The sequence below is a fragment of the Saccharothrix stipae genome, assembly GCF_054781895.1.
Genome location: NZ_BAAGTN010000008.1, coordinates 669,766 through 689,798, shown reverse-complemented (window position 1 = coordinate 689,798; position 20,033 = coordinate 669,766). Strand labels below are relative to the sequence as shown.

The 20,033-nt window shown below is 72.7% G+C and carries 17 protein-coding genes; 6 read left to right on the top strand and 11 right to left on the bottom strand.

Annotated elements, in window-relative coordinates; translation table 11 throughout:
* Positions 1 to 17: 17 nt before the first annotated feature.
* Positions 18 to 524: an acetolactate synthase small subunit gene (gene ilvN / locus ACYVLT_RS20005; protein WP_360447069.1), complete on the bottom strand. Its 507-nt coding sequence runs from the start codon at positions 522 to 524 to the stop codon at positions 18 to 20.
* A gap of 4 nt (positions 525 to 528) precedes the next feature.
* Positions 529 to 2,367 carry an acetolactate synthase large subunit gene (locus tag ACYVLT_RS20000; RefSeq protein WP_461121706.1) on the bottom strand — a complete coding sequence of 613 codons (1,839 nt, stop codon included), beginning with the start codon at positions 2,365 to 2,367 and terminating at the stop codon, positions 529 to 531.
* Positions 2,368 to 2,654: 287 nt separating this feature from the next.
* Here ACYVLT_RS20000 and ACYVLT_RS19995 point away from each other — a divergent pair, with 287 nt between their 5' ends.
* The 3 genes from ACYVLT_RS19995 (at position 2,655) to ilvD (ending at position 5,453) form a co-directional block, all read left to right on the top strand.
* Positions 2,655 to 3,092 carry a PH domain-containing protein gene (locus ACYVLT_RS19995; RefSeq protein ID WP_461121705.1) on the top strand — a complete coding sequence of 146 codons (438 nt, stop codon included), beginning with the start codon at positions 2,655 to 2,657 and terminating at the stop codon, positions 3,090 to 3,092.
* The gene (locus tag ACYVLT_RS19990; RefSeq protein ID WP_461121704.1) at positions 3,089 to 3,532 is read left to right on the top strand and encodes a vitamin K epoxide reductase family protein; all 444 of its coding nucleotides are present in this window, start codon (positions 3,089 to 3,091) and stop codon (positions 3,530 to 3,532) included. The genes ACYVLT_RS19995 and ACYVLT_RS19990 overlap by 4 nt, the downstream gene beginning before the upstream one ends.
* A gap of 79 nt (positions 3,533 to 3,611) precedes the next feature.
* A complete protein-coding gene (ilvD, locus tag ACYVLT_RS19985; protein ID WP_461121703.1) occupies positions 3,612 to 5,453 on the top strand; it encodes a dihydroxy-acid dehydratase in 1,842 nt (613 codons plus the stop codon).
* A gap of 208 nt (positions 5,454 to 5,661) precedes the next feature.
* Here the strand turns inward: ilvD and ACYVLT_RS19980 are convergent, their stop codons facing one another.
* Entirely contained in the window at positions 5,662 to 6,393 is a 732-nt protein-coding gene (locus tag ACYVLT_RS19980) for a DoxX family protein (protein ID WP_461121702.1), read from the bottom strand.
* Positions 6,394 to 6,465: 72 nt separating this feature from the next.
* Positions 6,466 to 7,380, bottom strand: coding sequence for a 2-hydroxyacid dehydrogenase (locus ACYVLT_RS19975; protein WP_461121701.1), 915 nt, complete (start codon positions 7,378 to 7,380; stop codon positions 6,466 to 6,468).
* A gap of 30 nt (positions 7,381 to 7,410) precedes the next feature.
* On the opposite strand from ACYVLT_RS19975, the gene ACYVLT_RS19970 reads away from it, so the two are divergent.
* Together ACYVLT_RS19970 and ACYVLT_RS19965 are read left to right on the top strand one after the other, a co-directional pair.
* A complete protein-coding gene (locus ACYVLT_RS19970; protein WP_461121700.1) occupies positions 7,411 to 8,280 on the top strand; it encodes an alpha/beta fold hydrolase in 870 nt (289 codons plus the stop codon).
* A gap of 10 nt (positions 8,281 to 8,290) precedes the next feature.
* A complete protein-coding gene (locus tag ACYVLT_RS19965; protein WP_461121699.1) occupies positions 8,291 to 9,475 on the top strand; it encodes a PQQ-dependent sugar dehydrogenase in 1,185 nt (394 codons plus the stop codon).
* A 10-nt stretch (positions 9,476 to 9,485) separates the two neighbouring features.
* On the opposite strand, the gene ACYVLT_RS19960 is transcribed toward ACYVLT_RS19965, so the two are convergent.
* From ACYVLT_RS19960 to gatC, 7 genes are all read right to left on the bottom strand, one after another.
* The gene (locus tag ACYVLT_RS19960; RefSeq protein ID WP_461121698.1) at positions 9,486 to 11,960 is read right to left on the bottom strand and encodes a M14 family zinc carboxypeptidase; all 2,475 of its coding nucleotides are present in this window, start codon (positions 11,958 to 11,960) and stop codon (positions 9,486 to 9,488) included.
* Between the two features lie 94 nt (positions 11,961 to 12,054).
* Complete coding sequence (locus tag ACYVLT_RS19955; protein WP_461121697.1) at positions 12,055 to 14,694, bottom strand: CHAT domain-containing protein; 2,640 nt, start codon at positions 14,692 to 14,694, stop codon at positions 12,055 to 12,057.
* A gap of 122 nt (positions 14,695 to 14,816) precedes the next feature.
* The gene (locus ACYVLT_RS19950) at positions 14,817 to 15,107 is read right to left on the bottom strand and encodes a hypothetical protein (protein ID WP_461121696.1); all 291 of its coding nucleotides are present in this window, start codon (positions 15,105 to 15,107) and stop codon (positions 14,817 to 14,819) included.
* Positions 15,108 to 15,465: 358 nt separating this feature from the next.
* Entirely contained in the window at positions 15,466 to 16,968 is a 1,503-nt protein-coding gene (gene gatB / locus ACYVLT_RS19945) for an Asp-tRNA(Asn)/Glu-tRNA(Gln) amidotransferase subunit GatB (RefSeq protein WP_461121695.1), read from the bottom strand.
* A complete protein-coding gene (locus ACYVLT_RS19940; RefSeq protein WP_033437546.1) occupies positions 16,965 to 17,156 on the bottom strand; it encodes a hypothetical protein in 192 nt (63 codons plus the stop codon). Before ACYVLT_RS19940 ends, gatB begins: the two co-directional genes overlap by 4 nt.
* Complete coding sequence (gatA, locus tag ACYVLT_RS19935) at positions 17,153 to 18,670, bottom strand: Asp-tRNA(Asn)/Glu-tRNA(Gln) amidotransferase subunit GatA (protein WP_461121694.1); 1,518 nt, start codon at positions 18,668 to 18,670, stop codon at positions 17,153 to 17,155. Before gatA ends, ACYVLT_RS19940 begins: the two co-directional genes overlap by 4 nt.
* Positions 18,667 to 18,966, bottom strand: a complete 300-nt coding sequence (gene gatC, locus ACYVLT_RS19930; RefSeq protein ID WP_015104569.1) for an Asp-tRNA(Asn)/Glu-tRNA(Gln) amidotransferase subunit GatC — start codon at positions 18,964 to 18,966, stop codon at positions 18,667 to 18,669. The genes gatA and gatC overlap by 4 nt, the downstream gene beginning before the upstream one ends.
* A 225-nt stretch (positions 18,967 to 19,191) precedes the next feature.
* Between gatC and ACYVLT_RS19925 the strand changes: the two genes are divergently transcribed.
* A complete protein-coding gene (locus ACYVLT_RS19925; RefSeq protein ID WP_461121693.1) occupies positions 19,192 to 19,845 on the top strand; it encodes an ACT domain-containing protein in 654 nt (217 codons plus the stop codon).
* Positions 19,846 to 20,033 lie beyond the last annotated feature (188 nt).

The window sequence follows — 20,033 nt, the reverse complement described above, 5'->3', positions numbered from 1 at the left end:
TCCTCGGAACCGGAAAATCAGCGCACCGCGGTCGCGGTGATGGAGCGGGCGCCACGGCCGATGGCGACCATGCCGGACTGGACGATCTCGCGGAGCCCGTAGGGCTCCAGCATCCGCAGCAGCGCGTCGAGCTTCTCAGACGTGCCGGTGGCCTCGACGGTGACCGCCTCCGGGGAGACGTCGACGACCTTCGCGCGGAAGAGCTGCACCGTCTCCAGGACCTGGCTGCGCACCGTCGCGTCGGCGCGCACCTTGACGAGCAGGAGCTGCCGCTGCACGGACGCGGCGGGCTCCAGCTCGACGATCTTGATGACGTTGATGAGCTTGTTGAGCTGCTTGGTGACCTGCTCCAGCGGCAGTTCCTCGACCGACACCACGATGGTCATCCGGGAGATGTCCGGGTGCTCGGTGCGGCCGACGGCCATCGACTCGATGTTGAACCCGCGCCGCGAGAACAGGCCCGCGACCCGCGCGAGGACGCCGGGCTTGTCCTCGACCAGAACGCTCAGGGTGTGCCTAGTCATCTCGTCACTCGTCCTCGTCGAACAGCGGGCGGATGCCACGCGCGGCCATGATCTCGCTGTTGCCGGTGCCGGCCGCCACCATGGGCCAGACCTGGGCGTCCTTGCCGACCACGAAGTCGATGACGACGGGCCGGTCGTTGATCTCCATGGCCTGCTGGATCACCGAGTCGACCTGCTCGCGCGACTCGGCGCGCAGGCCGGCGCAGCCGTACGCCTCGGCGAGCAGCTTGAAGTCGGGGATGCGGTGCTTGTGCGTGCCCAGGTCGGTGCTGGAGTAGCGCTCGCCGTAGAACAGCGTCTGCCACTGGCGGACCATGCCCAGGTTGCCGTTGTTGATCACGGCGACCTTGATCGGGATGCCCTCGATGGCGCAGGTGGCCAGCTCCTGGTTGGTCATCTGGAAGCAGCCGTCGCCGTCGATCGCCCACACCTGGACGTCCGGCACGCCGGCCTTGGCGCCCATCGCGGCGGGCACCGCGTAGCCCATCGTGCCGAGGCCGCCGGAGTTGATCCACGTGCGCGGCGTCTCGTACTTCACGAACTGCGCGGCCCACATCTGGTGCTGGCCGACGCCCGCGGTGAACAGGGTGTCCGCCGGGGTCAGCACGCCGATCCGCTCGATGACGTACTGCGGCGACAGCGTGCCGTCCTCGGGCCAGTCGTAGCCCAGCGGGAACGTCTCGCGCAGCGCGTTGAGCTGGTCCCACCAGGGCGTCAGGTCGACCGCGCGCGCCGCGTTCTCCTTCTCCACCCGGACCGCGTCGAGCAGCTCGCCGATGATCTCCTTGCAGTCGCCCACGATCGGGACGTCCGCGCGGCGGTTCTTGGAGATCTCGGCCGGGTCGATGTCGGCGTGCACGACCTGCGCGTCCGGCGCGAACGTGGACAGCTGCCCGGTGACCCGGTCGTCGAACCGCGCGCCGAGGGCGATCAGCAGGTCCGACTTCTGCATCGCGGCGACCGCCGAGACCGTGCCGTGCATGCCGGGCATGCCCAGGTGCTGCGGGTGCGAGTCGGGGAACGCGCCGCGCGCCATCAGCGTGGTCACCACCGGGATGCCGGTGGACTCGGCCAGCTCCAGCAGCTCGGCCGACGCCTCGGCCTTGATCACGCCGCCGCCGACGTAGAGGACGGGGCGGCGGGCCGCGGCGATCAGCTTCGCGGCCTCGCGCACCTGCTTGCCGTGCGGCCGGGTCGTCGGCCGGTAACCGGGCAGGCGCAGTTCCGGCGGCCAGGAGTACGAGGTCATCTCCTGCAGCACGTCCTTGGGGATGTCCACCAGGACGGGGCCGGGTCGGCCGGTGGAGGCCAGGTGGAACGCCTCGGCGATGGCGCGCGGGATGTCCGCGGCGTCGGTGACGAGGAAGTTGTGCTTGGTGATCGGCATCGTGATGCCGCAGATGTCGGCTTCCTGGAACGCGTCGGTGCCGATCAGCGGGCGGGACTGCTGGCCGGTGATGGCGACCACCGGGACGGAGTCCATGTTGGCGTCCGCGAGGGGCGTGACGAGGTTGGTCGCACCGGGGCCTGAGGTCGCCATGCAGACCCCGACCTTGCCGGTGGCCTGCGCGTACCCGGTCGCGGCGTGGCCCGCGCCCTGCTCGTGGCGGACCAGGATGTGGCGCACCTTGGTGGAGTCGAGGAGCGGGTCGTAGGCAGGCAGGATCGTGCCGCCGGGAATGCCGAAGACCACCTCGCAGCCCACTGCCTCAAGGGAGCGGACGAGGGACTGGGCGCCGGTCACGCGGATGGGAGCGCCGCTCGGCGGGGCCGGTTTCGGCCGCGGTCCAGGGCGGGGCGACGACGACTCTCCGGGAGCCGGTCGCGAGGTTGCGCTGGTCATCTGTCTGCCTCGTGGGTAAGGAGAATGCACGGTCCGGGCACGAAAAAACCCTCGCCAACCCGAACGGGTCGCACGAGGGTCGCGCGTCGACGCAAGCTCGAATGCCTAGGCGTCGACGCGCCTGGGAAGTACGAGAACGAGGTTGCGCTGCATGGGGCTGACGTTAACCGTCAAGGCGGTGGAGCGTCAACTGTGCGGGACGGCACTCCCGGATCGTGGACCCCTCCGCGTGCGTGGGAGCGGGTCGGCGTCACCCGCTCGGACGAGGAGGTGGCAGCATCTGGGGGGTGCCGAAAGTCGTGTTCCGCATCCCCACCCCGGCCCTGTTCGCCGCCGGGTCCGCCGCCATCTGCGCGACGCCCGTGGCCTGGGGCGTTCCCGGTCTCCAGGTCCTCTACCTGCTCCCGGCGGCGTTCGCGTGGTGGGTGTTGCGCAACCGGACGACCGTGGACGGCGAGCGGATCGTGGCGCGGGGCACGTTCGGCGAGCGGGTCGTGCCGTGGTCGGACGTGAAGGCGATCAAGGTGGTACCGAAGGGGTGGTTGTCGGCGGTGCTCGCGGACGACTCGCTGGTGCGGCTGCCCGCCGTCCGCGCCGCGCACCTGCCGGTGTTGTCGCAGGTCAGCGGGGGCCGGGTGGCCGATCCGACGGCCGCGGCGGCGGCTGACGAACCCGCCGAGCCTGACGAGGACACAACGCCGCCGCCCGTAAAGTCACCGGAGTGAGTTCGAACACGCGGACCCTCGGGTGGGTGCCCGTCGTCAGCCTGGTGCTGTCCCTGGCGGGCCTGGCCGTCTCGGCCTACCTCACGATCGCGCACTTCACCGCGGGCGCGCTGCTGTGCGCCGAGGGCGAGGTGATCGACTGCGGCACGGTGACCACCAGCGAGCAGTCCGAGCTGCTCGGCATCCCGGTCGCGGTGCTGGGGCTCGCGTTCTTCGCGTTCCTGACCGTCGCGTGCCTGCCGTTCGCCTGGCGCGGCCAGGTGTGGCACTGGGCGCGGCTGGCGGCCGTCGGCGTCGGCGTGCTGTTCGTGGTGTACCTGGTGGCCGCCGAGTTCCTGCTGATCGGGAAGATCTGCCTGTGGTGCACGGCCGTGCACGTCATCACGCTCGCGCTCGCCGCCGTGCTGGTCGCCGGCGCGCTGCGGCGGGGTAATCTCTGAGGCACCGCTCCCCACCTCCGCGCCCAACACCCCGCGCGCGTCGTACGCGAACCGTTTGGCAAAGACTTCTGGAGGAGCCGTGCCACCGCTCCGTTCCCGCACCACCACCCACGGCCGCAACGCCGCGGGCGCACGCGCGCTCTGGCGCGCGACCGGCATGACCGACAGCGATTTCGGCAAGCCGATCGTGGCCATCGCCAACTCCTACACGCAGTTCGTGCCGGGGCACGTGCACCTGCGCGACCTCGGGGACATCGTGGCCGAGGCGATCCGCGAGGCGGGCGGGGTGCCGCGCGAGTTCCACACGATCGCGGTGGACGACGGCATCGCCATGGGGCACAGCGGGATGCTGTACTCGCTGCCGTCGCGGGAGATCATCGCCGACTCGGTCGAGTACATGGTCAACGCGCACCAGGCCGACGCGATCGTGTGCATCTCCAACTGCGACAAGATCACGCCGGGCATGCTCAACGCGGCGATGCGGCTCGACATCCCGGTGGTGTTCGTCTCCGGCGGGCCGATGGAGGCGGGCAAGGCGGTCGTGGTGGACGGCGTCGCCGTCGCGCCGACCGACCTGATCACCGCGATCTCCGCGTCCGCGTCGCCGGACGTGGACGAGGCCGGCCTGGCCGAGGTGGAGCGGTCGGCGTGCCCGACCTGCGGCTCGTGCTCCGGCATGTTCACCGCGAACTCGATGAACTGCCTCACCGAGGCGCTGGGCCTGGCGCTGCCGGGCAACGGCTCCACGCTGGCCACGCACGCCGCGCGCCGCGAGCTGTTCGCCGAGGCCGGCCGCACGGTCGTGGACCTGTGCAAGCGGTACTACGAGCAGGACGACGAGTCGGTGCTGCCGCGCTCGATCGCGAACCGCAAGGCGTTCGAGAACGCCATGGCGCTGGACATGGCGATGGGCGGCTCCACGAACACCGTGCTGCACATCCTCGCCGCCGCGCGGGAGGGCGAGGTCGACTTCACGCTGGCCGACATCGACGCGCTGAGCCGGCGCGTGCCGTGCCTGTCGAAGGTGTCGCCGAACTCGGACTACCACATGGAGGACGTCCACCGGGCGGGCGGCATCCCGGCCCTGCTGGGCGAGCTGTGGCGGGCGGGCCTGCTCAACGAGGACGTGCACACCGTGCACAGCCCGGACATCGCGTCGTGGCTGGGCGAGTGGGACGTGCGCGCCGCGTCGCCCTCCCGGCGGGCCGTCGAGCTGTTCCACGCCGCGCCCGGCGGCGTGCGCACGACGGAGGCGTTCTCCACGTCCAACCGGTGGTCGAAGCTCGACACGGACGCGGCCGGCGGCTGCATCCGCGACGTCGCCCACGCCTACACCAAGGACGGCGGACTGGCCGTGCTGCGGGGCAACCTGGCCGAGCGCGGCGCGGTGATCAAGGCGGCGGGCATCGACGAGGAGCTGTGGCACTTCGAGGGGCCGGCGCGGGTGGTGGAGTCCCAGGAGGAGGCCGTCTCGGCGATCCTGAAGAAGGAGATCCAGCCCGGTGACGTCCTCGTGGTCCGCTACGAGGGTCCGGCGGGCGGGCCGGGCATGCAGGAGATGCTGCACCCCACCGCGTTCCTCAAGGGCGCGGGCCTGGGCCGCAAGTGCGCGTTGATCACCGACGGCCGGTTCTCCGGCGGCACGTCGGGCCTGTCGATCGGCCACGTCTCACCGGAGGCGGCGGGCGGTGGCGTGATCGGCCTGGTCCAGGACGGCGACCGGATCGTCATCGACATCCACGAGCGGCGGTTGGAGCTGCTGGTGGACGAGTCGGTGCTGGCCGAGCGGCGGGCCAAGATGGAGGCCTCGGAACGCCCGTGGCAACCGACCGACCGCATCCGCCCGGTCACCGCCGCCCTGCGCGCCTACGCCCGCATGACCACCGACGCCTCCACCGGCGCCGTCCGAGAGGTGAATTAGCAGGAAACCGGAAGACCGGCCGCCGGATGATCCGCCGGTCGGTCTCCCACCCTGGTCGCGCGGCCCGACGAACGGCCCCACCACGCGAGGTCGCGTCGACCGTTCGCGACTCATTTCCCGGCGATCACGCTTTTCGATCGCCGGGAAATCAGGCGCGAGCGGTCGACTTCCGGGCGACCGAGCCGCCGTCTGCGGAGCAGCGGCAATGTCAACGGAAGACGTAGAGGGTTGCCGCGGTGGCGCCGGCCGCGAGCACCAGGCAGATGAAGCCCGACAGCAGCGAGTGGCGGAACCAGCTGCGGTTGTAGTCCAGGGCCGCGCGGCCGGGGCCGGCGAACAGCACGGCGAACGCCATCGCCGCGTAGACGGCCTCCAGCTCCACGCCGTTGGGTGCGAAGAACCCGCCCCGGTACTTCAGCGCGATGACGTTCGCCATCACGCCGAGCACGCCGGCCGCGGCCAGGGGGGTGAACAGGCCGAGGACGAGCAGCGCGCCACCGCCGAGCTCGGTCACGCCGGTGACCCACGCCAGGATCCGCGCCTCGCGGAACCCGGCGGACTGCAGGTACTGGGCGAACCCGTCGATGCCCGGCCCGCCGAACAGGCCGAACACCTTCTGCAGGCCGTGCATGACGAACGCGCCGCCCAGGGCCAGCCGCAGCACCAGCAGGCCGATGTCGGCGCTCGCGGTCCAGCCGAACTTCCGGCGCTCGTCCTCGTCGTCGAAGGTCTGGTGGTGCGCGGGCTTGTCGTCCAGGTCCGCGACCGGCGTGTAGCCGGTCGCGTCGAACGCCGTCGTGTCCTTGGTGAACGCGCTGTTGTCGATCGTCCGCGTGCCGTCGTCGAAGTGGTGAACTCCTCCGCCCACGCCACTCGTCGAGTAGAACCCGTCGTCGGAGTAGCCGCCCGATGCCTTCGAGCGGTCGTCGTGAGTAGCCACGCACCCGCACGTTAGGAGGTTCGGACGACGTCCGCGAGCGTCCGTTTCGAGGTGTGCGTACACCCGAATGGCCTAATAGTCACCCTGGACCAGGTTCGCCGGCCGCTCACCGCGGGCGAACCGCGCGATCTCGGCGGCCGCCACGGCGTACGCCCGGTCGGCGTGGCCCGTGCAGCTGCCGGCCACGTGCGGGGTGAGGAACAGGCCCGGTGCCGTCCACAGTGGATGGTCCGACGGCAGGGGTTCCGGCTCGGTCACGTCCAGCGCCGCGCGCAGCCGCCCCGAGGTCAGCTCGGCCACCAGCGCGTCGGTGTCGACGACCGCGCCGCGGGCCGCGTTGACCAGGATCGCGCCGTCCTTCATCCGGGAGAGGAACTTCGCGTCGACCATCCCGGTGGTCGCCTCGGTCAGCGGCACGACGACGAGCACCGCGTCGAACCCGCCCAGCAGCTCGGGCAGCTCGTCCACGCCGTGCACACCGGGCCGCGCGGTGCGGCCGACCAGGGTCGCGGTCGCGTCGAACGGCTCCAGCCTGCGGCGGAACTGCTCGCCCAGGTCGCCCGCGCCGACCACGAGCACCTTCTTGTCCTGCAACGTGTCCGTGAGGTGGTAGTCCCAGCGCCGCTCCAGCCTGGCCCGCTCGAACACCGGGAAGTCGCGGTAGATGGCCAGCAGCGCGCCGATCGCCCACTCCGCCGTGCTGCCACCGTGCGCGCCCCGGCACGTCGACAGCATCACCCCATCGGGTACGACCCCGATGAACCGCTCGGCACCCGCCGAGAGCAGCTGCACCAGCTTCAACGACGGCAGCTGCCCGAACACGTCACGCGGGTCCGTGCCCAGGAGGAACTTCGGCACCAGGACTTCCGCCCCCGCGGCCCCGGCCGGCAGCGGCTGCCCCGGCTCGTAGCGGAGGGGGCGCACACCCTCCACCTCGGACAGCACGCGGACACCGAGGTCGTCGGGGACCAGCACGGTAAGGCTCACGGGTTCGCACGTTACGGCACACTGGCCGCCATGCGGGAGCACGACGTCCACTCCGCGGACGGCACGCGGATCAGGTTGTGGCGCACCGACGGCGACGGGCCGGACGTGCTGCTCAGCCCCGGGCTCGGCGCGGTGCCGACGCTGTGGCCGGAGCTGCCGTCGGCCCGCGTGCACAGCTGGTACCACCGCGGCACGCTCGACTCGGACCGGCCCGCCGACCCCGCCCGCATCGAGCTGGCCGACCACGTCGCCGACGCGCTGGCCGTGCTGGACGACGGCGGGATCGAGCGGTGCGTGGTGATGGGCTGGTCGATGGGCGTCACGGTGGCCGCGGAGCTGGCGTTGCGGCACCCGGACCGGGTGAGCGGCCTGATGCTGGTGGCGGGCGCGCCGGGCGACACGTTCGCGGACGTGCTCGGCTTCCCGGGCGTGCCGCCGCCATTGCGGCGGTTGATCGGCGTGGGCGGGGTGACGGCGTTGAGGGCGGCCGGGCCGCTGCTGGACGCCGTGCTGCACCGCGTGCCGGTGCCGGACGTCGGCGGGCCGCTGCTCGGGTCGCTGCGCCGGTACCTGCGGCACGACTGGCGCTGGTACTTCACGCTCGCGCTGGCCCTGGGCCGCGCGCCCCGGCTCGACCTGACCGGCGTGACGTGCCCCACAACGGTGCTGGCGGGCCGGTACGACTTCCTGGCCTCGACCGCCGGTGTGCTCGGCCCGGTAGCCGCGTTGCCGCAGGCCAGGGTGCGGGTGCTGCCGAACACGCACTTCCTGCCGCTGGAGGACCCGCGGGTGGTGGTGGACGAGCTGGAGCTGCTGCTCGACCGGGCGGACGCCGTGCAGCGGGCCGTGCGGGGCGAGGTGGAAGGGCCGCTCACCTCGCGTTCACGGCCGCGCGCCTAACCTGGAACCCGTGTCGCGACTGCGTGGAGTGCTGATCGGCTCGGCCCTCGGCCTGCTGGCCGCGGGCTGCGCGAGCTTCCCCGAGCAGCCGGGACCGGCGGGGTGGAGCGCGGCCGTGCAGCTGACGCCGCAGGCCGGGCCGGTGCCCGAACTGCCGGGCGAGCTGCCGAAGGGGCCCGCCGACGGCCGGCAGCAAGGCCAGCAGCAGGCCCCCGTGCCGCCGCCGCAGGGCTGCAAGGACTTCAGCCCGGCCGTGGTCGGCACGTGCCTGAACCCCGTTTCCGGGGTCGCGCTGACCGACATCAACCAGACCACCGGCGCGGTGACCGCGCTGGCGACCGAGCGGACCACCGGCCGGCTGCTCAAGGTGACCAAGGACGTCGACCCGGTCGAGGTGGCGAAGTTCGACGTCGACGCCTCCGGCGGTGGCGGGCTCACCGGGCTCACGCTGTCGCCGACGTACCCCGAGGACCAGCTGGTCTTCGTGTACGTGACCACGGCGACCGACAACCGGGTGATGCGGCTCGCGCCCGGCGACGTGCCGAAGCCGGTGTTGACCGGCATCCCGAAGGGCCAGACCGGCAACCGGGGCGTGCTCGCCTACGACCGCACCGGCGCCCTGCTGGTGGCCACCGGCGACGGGGGCAACCCGGCCGCGGCGGCCGACCCGGACTCGCTGGCCGGGAAGGTGCTGCGGATCGACGGCACCGGCCAACCCGCGCGCGGCAACCCGACGCAGGGCTCCCGGGTGCTGGCGAGCGGGCTGAAGTCGCCGGGCGGGCTGTGCGTGTCCGGCGACGGGTCCAAGACGTGGGTGACCGACGCGGCCGCGACCGCCGACGTGCTGTACCGGGTGGAGCCGGGCAAGGCGTTCGGCGCCCCCGCGTGGTCGTGGCCGGAGCGGCCGGGTGTCGGCGGCTGCGGCTCGTTCTCGAACCTGGTGATGGTGACCACGAGCGCCGCGCCGGGCCTGCTCAACCTGCCGATGAACCCGGACGGCAGCTTCACCGGCAAGCCCGAGCTGACCATGAACGGCCCGGACGGCTTCGGCCGCCTCGGCCCGTTGGTGATGCTCGACGACACGACCGCGCTCGCGGGCACGGTGAACAAGGAGCCGGGCGGCACGCCGGTCTCCAGCGACGACCGCGTGGTGATCATCGTGCGGGAAGGCGACGGCGAGGGCGGCCGCGACTGACGCCCGGCCGTCACGGCGCCGCGGTGCGGTAGATGGCGTCCGCCACCTGCCAGTACAGGCCCTTCGGGTGGTCGCGGAACAGTGGCTCGGTGCCGAACAGCACGGCCCGTGCGCCCTTCGGCGACGTGCCCGCCACGACCGCCGCCTGACCGGCCGCCTGGTCCTGGCCGCCCGACCCGTCGGGGCGCGCGGCCCAGTGCCCGGCGACCAGGTCCCGGTACCGCTGCCGCGCGGTCACCCCCGGCCCGAGGTCGGTGAACCAGTGCGGCGCGTACACGAACGAGTGGCCGACGGCGCCGGCCCCGTCCACCACCTCCACGACCCCGTTCGCGTCCTCGCGACCCGCGACCGCGCGCACCGGCAGCACCCCCGCGTCGGCGTTGAACCGGGCGCCGGTGGCGCCGCGCGTCACCACGCCACCCCGGGCCAGGAACCCGTCCACCGCGGCCTTGGCCGGTGCGCCCAGCTGGTCGTAGCGCAACCCCGACGACACGACCAGCACGTCCACCCCGGACAGGTCGAACCCGGCGTCCACCGTCGCCGTGGACACCGGCCGCACGTCGAACCCCATGTCCCGCAACGCCTTCAGCTCGTCCGCCGCCACCGCGCCGGCCACCACGGGACGGCGCAGCGGCGCACCGCCGGGCGTCGCCGACGTGAACCGGACGCCGTACCGGTCCGCCACCTCCTCGGCCGCCGAGCGCGCCGAGGAGGGCACCACGATCGTGCCGTCGTCCTGCCTGCGCAGTTCGAGCCCCCGCCCGAGCAGGTCGTTCACCGCCGCCGCGTCCTTGCCGTCGGCCAGGGCCAGTGCCAGGTCGCTGCCCACCGGCGCGCCGACCGACCCCGTCGGCGACGCCGCCACCACGTCACGCCCGCGCACGTCGACCGGTCCGTCGCGGACGACGTCGACCGAGGCGCCCCACAGCAGCCGGTGGCTCCAGCCGCTGATGTCGTACATCACGTCCACCCGGTCGGAGATGTCCCGGCCCGCCTCCAGCATCACGTTGGCCAGCGCCCGCTTCGGCTGGTGCAGGTCCACCACGTACGACCCGGCCGGGTAGGACCGGTCGCCGAGGGTGAACGCCCGGTCGGCCCGCCGCACCCGCACGTCGTGCGCCAGCAGGTGGTCGACCAGCCGGGCCGCCGCCGGCCCGGACCGCTGCCCGTCGCCCACCGGGATGACGTACGCGCGCGGGAACTCGGTGGTGTAGCGGTCCTCCGGGCCGAAGCCGGGCACGTAACCGTCCGGCACCGCCCGCTGCGGCTCGCCCGCCAGGCCGCGGCGGAACATCTCGATCTGGTTGTCCACCATCGGGAGCCGGTGCTCCTTCACGTACGCGAGCGCGCTGCGGATCGTCGCCTCGACCACGTCGGTGTTGATCGCCGATCGCCGCCGCAACTCGGTCACCGGCTGCGTCACGTAGTCGGCCCGGTTCACGCGCATGGGGATCTCGATCGTGTAGGACACCGCACCGTGGTACATCGAGTACTGGGCGGTGTAGATCGGCGCCCAGCCGTCCCACACGCCCGGCTGGTAGTCCCGGAACGGGATCTCCGGCGTGGCCGCCTCCGGGTGGCCGAGGCCGCGCACCGCGTCCTCCATGCGCAGGCCGCCCGCGTAGCCGTGCCCGATGTAGAGGTCGAAGTCGTAGTTCTGGCCGTGCGGCGGTGTGGTCGGCTCGATCAGCGTGTTGGCCACGTACCCGTGCTCGTCCAGCACCAGCAGCGGTTGGATGCGCTTGACCACGTCCCGCATCGCCCGCGACTCCGGCTGCGACGAGGTGGCGAAGTCGCGGTTGAGGTCGAACCCGCGCGCGTTGGCCCGCGTCCCGGCCACCCGCCCGTCCGGGTTCGCGGTCAGGTTCACGTGCACCCGGTGGCGGCGCAGCAGTTCCAGGGTGGCCGGGTCGGAGGCGAACGCGAGGTCTTCGAGCACGCGCAGCGCGCCGTCGGTGCCCTCCCACTCGTCGCCGTGGATGTTGGCGTTGACCCACACCGGCGCCTTGTAGCCGGCGCGGAGGAAGATGTCGCGGGCGGCGGACGTCGGCGCGTTCTCGATCCGGTCCCGCCACGCCTCCTGCCTGCGGGTCTCCGCGGGGGTCTCCGGCGCGGTGAGCGTGACCAGGTAGAGGTCGCGTCCCGCCGTCGACCGGCCGACGACCTCGACGGACACCCGGTCGCTGCGCCGTTGCAGGTCGTTGAGGCGTGGCGCGAGCGAGTGGTAGGGCGCGAGGCCGAGCTTGATCGCCCGGTCGGCCTGGTCCTCCGGGTACACGCGCAGCCGGGTGCGGCGCGGGTAGCCGGGGTTGGCGTCGGGCCAGTTGTCGCCGCGCGCGGTGGCGTGCAGCGGCGGGTCGACGGCGGCGACCTGGTTGCGCTCCGGGCCGTTGCCCGGCTCGTGGGCCCGGCCGGCCGCGGGCGCGGCGGTCGCGGGGGTGGTCATCGTGGCCAGCAGCAGCAGCGTGAGCGTCAACCAGCGCACCGTGCCCCCTAGGGGTGATCGCCGAAGAACTCCTCCACCCTGACTAGTGGGTGCGGGTGATCCCGGTCAACCGGTCGAACGGCTGGTCAGCCGCTCAGCCGGCACCGAGGCACACGAACGGGCGACGCAGCGGGTCCACCGCGACCGCCTCGGCCAGCGCCACCGCCGGTGACGCGCCGCCCGCGAGGTTGCGGTGGAAGTCGGCCATCGCCGCCGCCGACGGCCGGTCGCCGACCCGGCTGGACGCGGCGATCACCGTCCGCGCGCCGCTGGCCAGCAGCGCACCGGCGAACCCCAGCGGCTCGTCACCGGGCCGCACCCGGTTCAACGCCAGTTCGCACGCGGCCAGCACGACCTGGTGCGGCGGCCTGCGCACCCGGCCGACCTCGTGCGCGAACAGCGCGCCGTCCACCAGCTCCAGCCGTGAGAACAACGCGTTCTCCTGCTCGTGCTCGCCGTGCGCGGCGATGTGCGCGAGCTGCACGCCGTCCAACGCCGCCAGCACCTTGCCCACCTTGGCCTCGGTGACGCCGAGCGTCGTCGCGCCGCCGTGGTAGCCCGCGAGCCGGTCGATCTCGCCCTGCGCGGCCTGCAACCCGGGGCCGCGCACCAGCAGCACGCCGTCGGCGACCTCACGCACCTCGCGGATCGCCGACATCCACGCGGTGGCCGACGGCACGGCCGTCGTCGGCCGGTTCGCGCACGTCGGCAGCACACCCCACGGCACCACGTACAGCGCGCCCGTGGGCACCACGACCAGCGACCGGTCACCGATCATCGGCGCCAGCGGGTGCAGCAGCAGCCGGTCGAGCTTCTCCGCCTCACGGCGCGCGGACGCCGAGATCACCTCGACCAGCGGCGCCGAGAGGTGGTCGGGCGCGAGCGCGTTGAGGTCGGCGTGCAGGCGGCGCGCGCCCTCGTTGGCGGCGGCGGCGGAGCCCAAGCGCACCATGCGGACCCGTTCACCGGCGAACACCACGGCGATCAGCTCGTCGCCGGACACCGCGAAGCTCACCACGGCCCGCCCGCACAACCGGGCCAGCACCTCGTCCGGCGTGACGACCGGGCGCGGCGTGCCCCACGGGCTCGCGCTCCACCCCATCCGGGTGGCGGCGCGCTGGCTCGTCTTGAGCCGCGCCTCCAGCTCACCGGTCGGCAGGCCGTCGAGGCGGGCGCGCAGCAGCACGCGGCTGAGCCTGCGCACCTCGGCGATCCGCTCACCCAGCTCGGAGTCCACTGTGGACTCCGCCGGGTCGTACCGGTACAGCTGGGCCCTGGTGCGCTCCAGCCAGGTGAACAGGCGCTTGGCGTTGGCCGCCGAGTCACGGCCGCGCAGCACCAGCCGCACGGCGAGTTCGCCCAGCTCACGGCCGTGCACGGCGGTGCCGGACACCAGTTCCAACCCGCCGAGCCGGTCCCGCATCCGGCCCAGCTCGGCCAGTCCCGCCTTGGCCTGCGCCAACGCCACCCGGTGGTTGCCGCGGGCCAGCGCCAGCTCCGCCCGGCACAGCCGCAGCAACATCCGGTGGTCGATCGGCGCGATCCGGCGCGACTTCGGCACGCTGCGCAGCAGTTCGGCGCCCCGGTCCGGGTCGCCGCGGCGGATCTCCAGCCGGGCCGCCAGCACCAGCGCGAACGCGGCCTGGTCGGCCAGCTTCAGCCCGGCCAGCTCCGCGGACAGCTCGATCGCCCGCCGCACCACCTCGGCGACCGGGCGCCGCGACTCCAGCGCGCGCACCGCGTCCACCCGCAGCGCGATCAGCCCCGCGACCGCCGCCCACGCCGGGCTGCCGCGACCGACCAGCTTGCGCTGCGCCGAGGTCGCCATCCGCCGGGCCAGCTTGAGGTCGCCGTCCTGCAACGCGGCCGCCGCGCGGAACAGCTCGGCCTCGGCGACGTCCTGCCCGATGCGCTGGCGGCGCAGCTCCGGCAGCACCTCGTCCAGCAGCCGGCCCGCCTCGTCGGCCAGCCCGACGCTGATCATCGCCTCGGCCTGGTCGATGCGCAGGCGCAGCAGCAGGCCCGGTTCGAGGTCCTGGAACGCCCGGTTGGCCTCGTGGTAGTGGCGCAGCGCGGCCGGGATGTCGCCGGCGCGCTGCACCGCGTTGCCCAGGGCGTGCTTGGCGATCGCGGCGCGCAGCGGCAGGTCGTGGGCGTCGGCGAGCTCGACGGCGCGGTTCAGGTCGCGGACGGCCTTGTCGTGGCGGTGGACCTCGCCGTGCGCGTTGCCCCGGTTGGACAGGGCCAGCGCGAGCAGGTCGACGGCCTCGGGGTCGGCGCGCGGGGAGAGGCGGCGTTCGCTGCGGTCGATCTCCCGGTCCAGCTGGGCGATGCCCTCGTCGATGCGGCCGACCCGGCACAGCAGGGCGGCGCGGTTGAGGTTGACCAGGGTCGACAGGTGCGCCCGCAACGCCTCGTCGCGCAGGCCGACGAGCTCGGCGTCCACGCCCGCGAGCTGGGTGAGGCCGTCGTCCACCTTGCCGGTCTCGGCCAGGCAGAACGCCAGGGTGTTGCGCAGCCGGGTGCGGACCTCCAGCCGTTCCTGCGGGTCGATCCCCTCGGTCTCCAGCAGCGACAGGCCCTTGCGCATCTGCCGGATGGCGGCGGGGTGGCGGTCGGCGGTGGCCGCGTCCAACGCGCTGCGGTGCAACTGCCGGGCCCGTGCGACCACGTCACCGGGTCCGGCGGAGCCGCGCCCCCCGCGTGGTCCGCCGGCGGGGCTCTGCGAAGGCACGGTCATATGAGATCACAGGCACCAAGCGGATGCCGCCGGCCAGTGGCCGGCGGCATCCGGTGCGACGTCACGCGGTCGGTTGCGCTACCGCGGCTGAGTGGCGCTACCGCGGCTGAGTGGTGCTACCGCGTCTGGGTGGCGGCCGCCGGCTCGTCCGTGGTGGGCTTGTACGGGCCACCGTTCGTCTCGGGGTCGCCCGTCGGCTTGTACGGGCCGCCCATCGGCTTCACCAGCGGCTCGTCGGCCGGGTCGCCGGTCGGCTTGTACGGGCCGCCGGTCGGCTCGACACCACCGCCGACGAGCAGGTCGACCTCCGTCGGCTCGGTGCCGGCCGCGGTGTCGGTCGCCTCGTCGACGATCCGGTCCTCGATGGCGTCGATCTCGGCGACGAGCTTCGGGTCAGTGCGAGTCATGGCGTTGCCTCCCCTAACAACGGGTCCCCTGGACGGGGCATCCTCTGGGTCTGATTGCCGATTCGGTGAGCCCCCCGACCCTCCCGAACGGCTCAAGCCTGACACAGATGGACGCACCTGAGAGGAGGAAATTTACCGAGAGCGACCAACGCGCCGATCTTGAGCTTCGCTACCAGCACCGAAGACGTGTTTCAAGCAGTGTTACCACTCGAATGGGCGAACGTATTAACAGAGTGCAGGCACTCTCGGTCCGCAATAAGGCGACTCCACCCGCAGGGGGACGCACGGCCCCGGAGCACACGACGGCGGTGGGGCGGGGCCGCGTCGCGCACCCCCGCCCGACCGCCGGACCGACCCGCTACGAGCAGCGGGCGATGATCAGCTCACGCACGCGCTTGGCGTCCGCCTGACCCTTCGTCGCCGCCATCACCGCGCCGACGATCGCACCCGCCGCGGCCACCTTGCCGGCGCGGATCTTCGCCGCCACGTCCGGCTGCGCGGCCAGCGCCTCGTCCACCGCCCGCTCCAGCGCGGAGTCGTCGGAGACGACCTTCAACCCCCGCGCCTCGATGACGGCCTCGGGCTCACCCTCGCCCTCCAGCACACCGGTGACGACCTCGCGGGCGAGCTTGTTGGTCAGCTCACCGGCGTTCACCAGCGCGATGACCCGCGCGATCTGCACCGGCGTGATCGCCAGCTCCGCCGGCTCGACGCCCCGCGCGTTGGCCTCCTTGGTCAGGTAGGCCACCCACCACGACCGGGCCTCGGTGTGCGTGGCGCCCGCGTCGACGGTAGCCGCCACCAGGTCCACCGCACCGGCGTTGACCAGGTCGCGCAGCTCGGCGTCGGTCAACGACCACTCCTGCTGCACCCGCTTGCGGCGCTCCCACGGCAGCTCCGGCAGCGTCCCGCGCAGCTGGTCGACCCACTCTCGCGACGGCGCGATCGGCACCAGGTCGGGCTCCGGGAAGTACCGGTAGTCCTCCGCCGTCTCCTTGGTCCGCCCCGACGACGTGCTGCCGGTCGACTCGTCGAAGTGCCGGGTCTCCTGCGTGACCGTGCCGCCGGCCGCCAGCAGCGCCCCCTGGCGGGTCATCTCGAACCGCACCGCCCGCTCGACGCTGCGCAGCGAGTTGACGTTCTTGGTCTCGGTGCGGGTGCCGAACTCGGTCGCGTCCTTGGCCATCAGCGACACGTTCGCGTCGCAGCGCAGCGAACCCTGGTCCATCCGGACGTCCGACACGTCGAGCGCCTTCAACAGGTCGCGCAACGCCGTGACGTAGGCGCGCGCCACCTCGGGCGCCCGCTCACCGGTGCCCGTGATCGTCTTGGTGACGATCTCGATCAGCGGCACGCCGGCGCGGTTGTAATCCAGCAGCGAGTGCTCCGCGCCGTGGATGCGGCCCGTCGCGCCACCGACGTGCAGCGACTTGCCGGTGTCCTCCTCCATGTGCGCGCGCTCGATCTCGACCCGGAACAGCGAGCCGTCGTCCAGCGTCACGTCGAGGAAGCCGTTGAACGCGATCGGCTCGTCGTACTGCGAGGTCTGGAAGTTCTTCGGCATGTCCGGGTAGAAGTAGTTCTTCCGGGCGAACCGGCACCACTCGGCGATCTCGCAGTTGAGCGCCAACCCGATCCGGATCGCCGACTCCACCGCCTGGCCGTTGAGCGCGGGCAGCGCGCCGGGCAGGCCGAGGCAGGTCGGGCAGACCTGCGTGTTCGGCTCGCCGCCGAAGACGTTCGCGCAGCCGCAGAACATCTTGGTGTTGGTGTGCAGCTCGACGTGCACCTCCAGCCCGAGCACCGGGTCGAAGCGCTCGATGACCTCGGCGTAGTCCATCAGCTCGTGCACCGACGTCATGCCTTCCCGTCCTTCCGCAGACCCCGCACGGCCAGCGCCGCACCGGTGATCGCCACCAGGATGCTCGCCACCGCGTTGGCCAGCGCGAGCTTGTCGTTCTTGCCGCGGGCCGCCTTCAACGTGGAGAACGCGCTGGTGGCCGCACCCGCGGCGCCGACCAGCGACAGGATCGTGCGTCCCCGCTTCACCGGGCACCCGCCAACTGCGGCACGCCGCTGATGACCGGCGCGCCCAGGGCCGCGTCCCGCGCCACCTCGTACGCCGCCGCCACCCGGTACATCCGGTGGTCCTGCAACGCGGGCGCCATGATCTGCAGGCCGACCGGCAGGCCGTCGGCGTCCGACAGGCCGCTGGGCACGCTCATCGCGGCGTTCCCGGCCAGGTTCGCCGGGATCGTGCACAGGTCCGCCTTGTACATCGCCATCGGGTCGCCGGTGCGCTCGCCGATCCGGAACGCCGTGGTCGGCGTGGTCGGGGAGACCAGCACGTCCACGGTGGCGAACGCGGCGTCGAAGTCCCGGCTGATGAGCGTGCGCACCTTCTGCGCCGAGCCGTAGTACGCGTCGTAGTAGCCCGACGACAGCGCGTAGGTGCCGATCATGATGCGCCGCTTCACCTCGGGGCCGAAACCGGCCTCGCGGGTCAGCGACATGACCTCCTCGGCGCTGCGGGTGCCGTCGTCGCCCACGCGGATGCCGTAGCGCATCGCGTCGAACCGGGCCAGGTTGGACGACGCCTCGCTCGGCGCGATCAGGTAGTACGCGGGCAGCGCGTAGTCGAAGCTCGGGCAGGAGACCTCGACGACCTCCGCGCCCAGCTGCTTGAGCTGCGCCACGGCCGCCTCGAAGCTGCGCAGCACGCCCGGCTGGTAGCCCTCGCCGCTGAACTGCGTGACCACGCCGACGCGCACGCCGGACAGGTCGCCGCTCGCGCCCTCGCGTGCCGCCGCGACCACGGGCGGGACCGGCGCGTTGATCGAGGTCGAGTCCATCGGGTCGTACCCGGCGATGACCTCGTGCAGCAGGGCCGCGTCCAGCACCGTGCGGGCGCACGGCCCGGCCTGGTCCAGCGACGACGAGAACGCCACCAGGCCGTAGCGCGACACGCCGCCGTAGGTGGGCTTCACGCCGACCGTGCCGGTGACCGAGCCGGGCTGGCGGATCGAGCCGCCGGTGTCCGTGCCGATCGACAGCGGCGCCTCGAACGCGGCCAGCGCCGCCGCCGAGCCACCGCCCGAGCCGCCGGGGATGCGGTCGGTGTCCCACGGGTTGCGGGTCGGGCCGTAGGCGGAGTTCTCGGTGGAGGAACCCATCGCGAACTCGTCCATGTTGGTCTTGCCGAGGATCACCACGCCGGCTTCCTTGAGCCTGCGGGTGACCGTGGCGTCGTAGGGCGGCAGCCAGCCTTCGAGGATCTTCGAGCCGACGGTGGTCGGCACGCCCTCGGTGGTGAGCACGTCCTTGAGCGCGATCGGCACGCCGGCCAGCGGACCCACGTGGGCGCCCGCGGCGATGTCGTCGTCGACCTTGCGGGCCGCGTTCAACGCGCCCTCGGTGTCGACGTGCAGGAACGCGTGGATCGCGCCGTCGACCTCGGCGATCCGGTCGAGGTGGGCCTGCGCGACCTCCACCGCGGAGACCTCGCGGCTCGCGATCCGGGCGGCCAGTTCGGCGGCCGTGGCGCGGGTCAGGTCGGCGGTCATGCTTCCTCCCCCAGGATGCGGGGCACGCGGAAACGGCCGTCCTCGGCGGCGGGGGCGCCCGCGAGCGCCTGCTGCTGACCGAGGCTGGGACGCACCACGTCCTCGCGGAACACGTTGGTCAGCGGAACGGCGTGCGAAGTGGGCGGGATGTCCGCGGTGGCGATGTCGCCCACCGTGGCCACCGACTGCAGGATCACGTCCAACTGGCCGGCGAACAGGTCCAGCTCGTCGTCGGTGACGGCGAGCCTCGCCAAGCGGGCCAGGTGCGCGACCTCGTCGCGGGAGATGCTGGGCACCTCGTCAACCCCCGTGGGTCGGTTTTTCGGATTGGGAACCCGCCGAGTCTATTGGCTGGTCAGGCGGGGCCTCGACCGGGTTACCCGCGCTCGCGCGCGTGGGTGCGCGATTTTACCCGTGTGCAACGCGCCCGGTGGGTCGGAAAGCGAAGCTGCGTCTGCGAGAATCATCGGCCGGTGAGTTTCCACCTCGATGCTCCACCACAGCCTTTGGAGGCGTGCACCGTGTCCTTCCTGATCCGGGTCCAGCTCCCGGACCGTCCCGGCACACTGGGCGCGGTCGCCTCCGCGCTCGGCGCGATCGGGGCCGACATCCTCAGCGTGGACGTGGTGGAGCGCGGGGCCGGCCTGGCCATCGACGACCTGGTGGTCGAGCTGCCGTCCGGGCGGTTGCCGGACGTGCTGATCACGGCCGCGGAGTCCATCGACGGGGTCGAGGTGGACGCGGTCCGGCCGTACGCGGGTGTGCTGGACACCCACCGCGAGCTGGAGCTGGTGGAGGACGTCGCCGAGGACCCGCGCAACGGCCTCGCGATCTTCACCGAGGGCGTGCCGAAGATCATCCGGGCCGGGTGGGCGGTGGTCGTCTCGTGGGACGGCGGCACCGTGCACCGCCTGACCTCCTCCTCGGCCGCGCCCGAGACCAGGCTCCAGACCCCGCCGTGGCTCCCGCTGGCCCGTGCGACCGTGCTGGACGGCGAGGACGACTGGGTGCCCGCCACCTGGCAGGAACTGGGCACCGAACTGGCCGCCACCCCGCTGGGCAAACCGGACCGCGTCCTGCTGGTGGGCCGCCCGGGCGGCCCGATGTTCCGCGCCGCCGAGGTCGCCCGCCTCGCCCACCTGGCCGGCATCGTCTCCGTCGTCCTCCCCGACTAACCGCGAGAGTCCAACCTCCACACCGCGAGAGTCCTACGTTCACGACGCGAGAGTCCTACCTTCACGACGCGAGAGTCCTACGTTCGCGCACCCCGAGTTCAACGCTCGCGACGAGCGGTCGGGACCTGAGTGTTGAATTCAGGGGTCCTGAACGTAGGACTCTCGCGGGCTGAACGTAGGACTCTCGC

Excerpts from the sequence above, each read along its gene's own strand:
- ilvN (WP_360447069.1), bottom strand. The coding sequence starts at position 524 with ATGACTAGGCACACCCTGAGCGTTCTGGTCGAGGACAAGCCCGGCGTC.
- ACYVLT_RS20000 (WP_461121706.1), bottom strand. The coding sequence starts at position 2,367 with ATGACCAGCGCAACCTCGCGACCGGCTCCCGGAGAGTCGTCGTCGCCC.
- ACYVLT_RS19970 (WP_461121700.1), top strand. The coding sequence starts at position 7,411 with ATGCGGGAGCACGACGTCCACTCCGCGGACGGCACGCGGATCAGGTTG.
- ACYVLT_RS19950 (WP_461121696.1), bottom strand. The coding sequence starts at position 15,107 with ATGACTCGCACTGACCCGAAGCTCGTCGCCGAGATCGACGCCATCGAG.
- gatB (WP_461121695.1), bottom strand. The coding sequence starts at position 16,968 with ATGACGTCGGTGCACGAGCTGATGGACTACGCCGAGGTCATCGAGCGC.
- gatA (WP_461121694.1), bottom strand. The coding sequence starts at position 18,670 with ATGACCGCCGACCTGACCCGCGCCACGGCCGCCGAACTGGCCGCCCGG.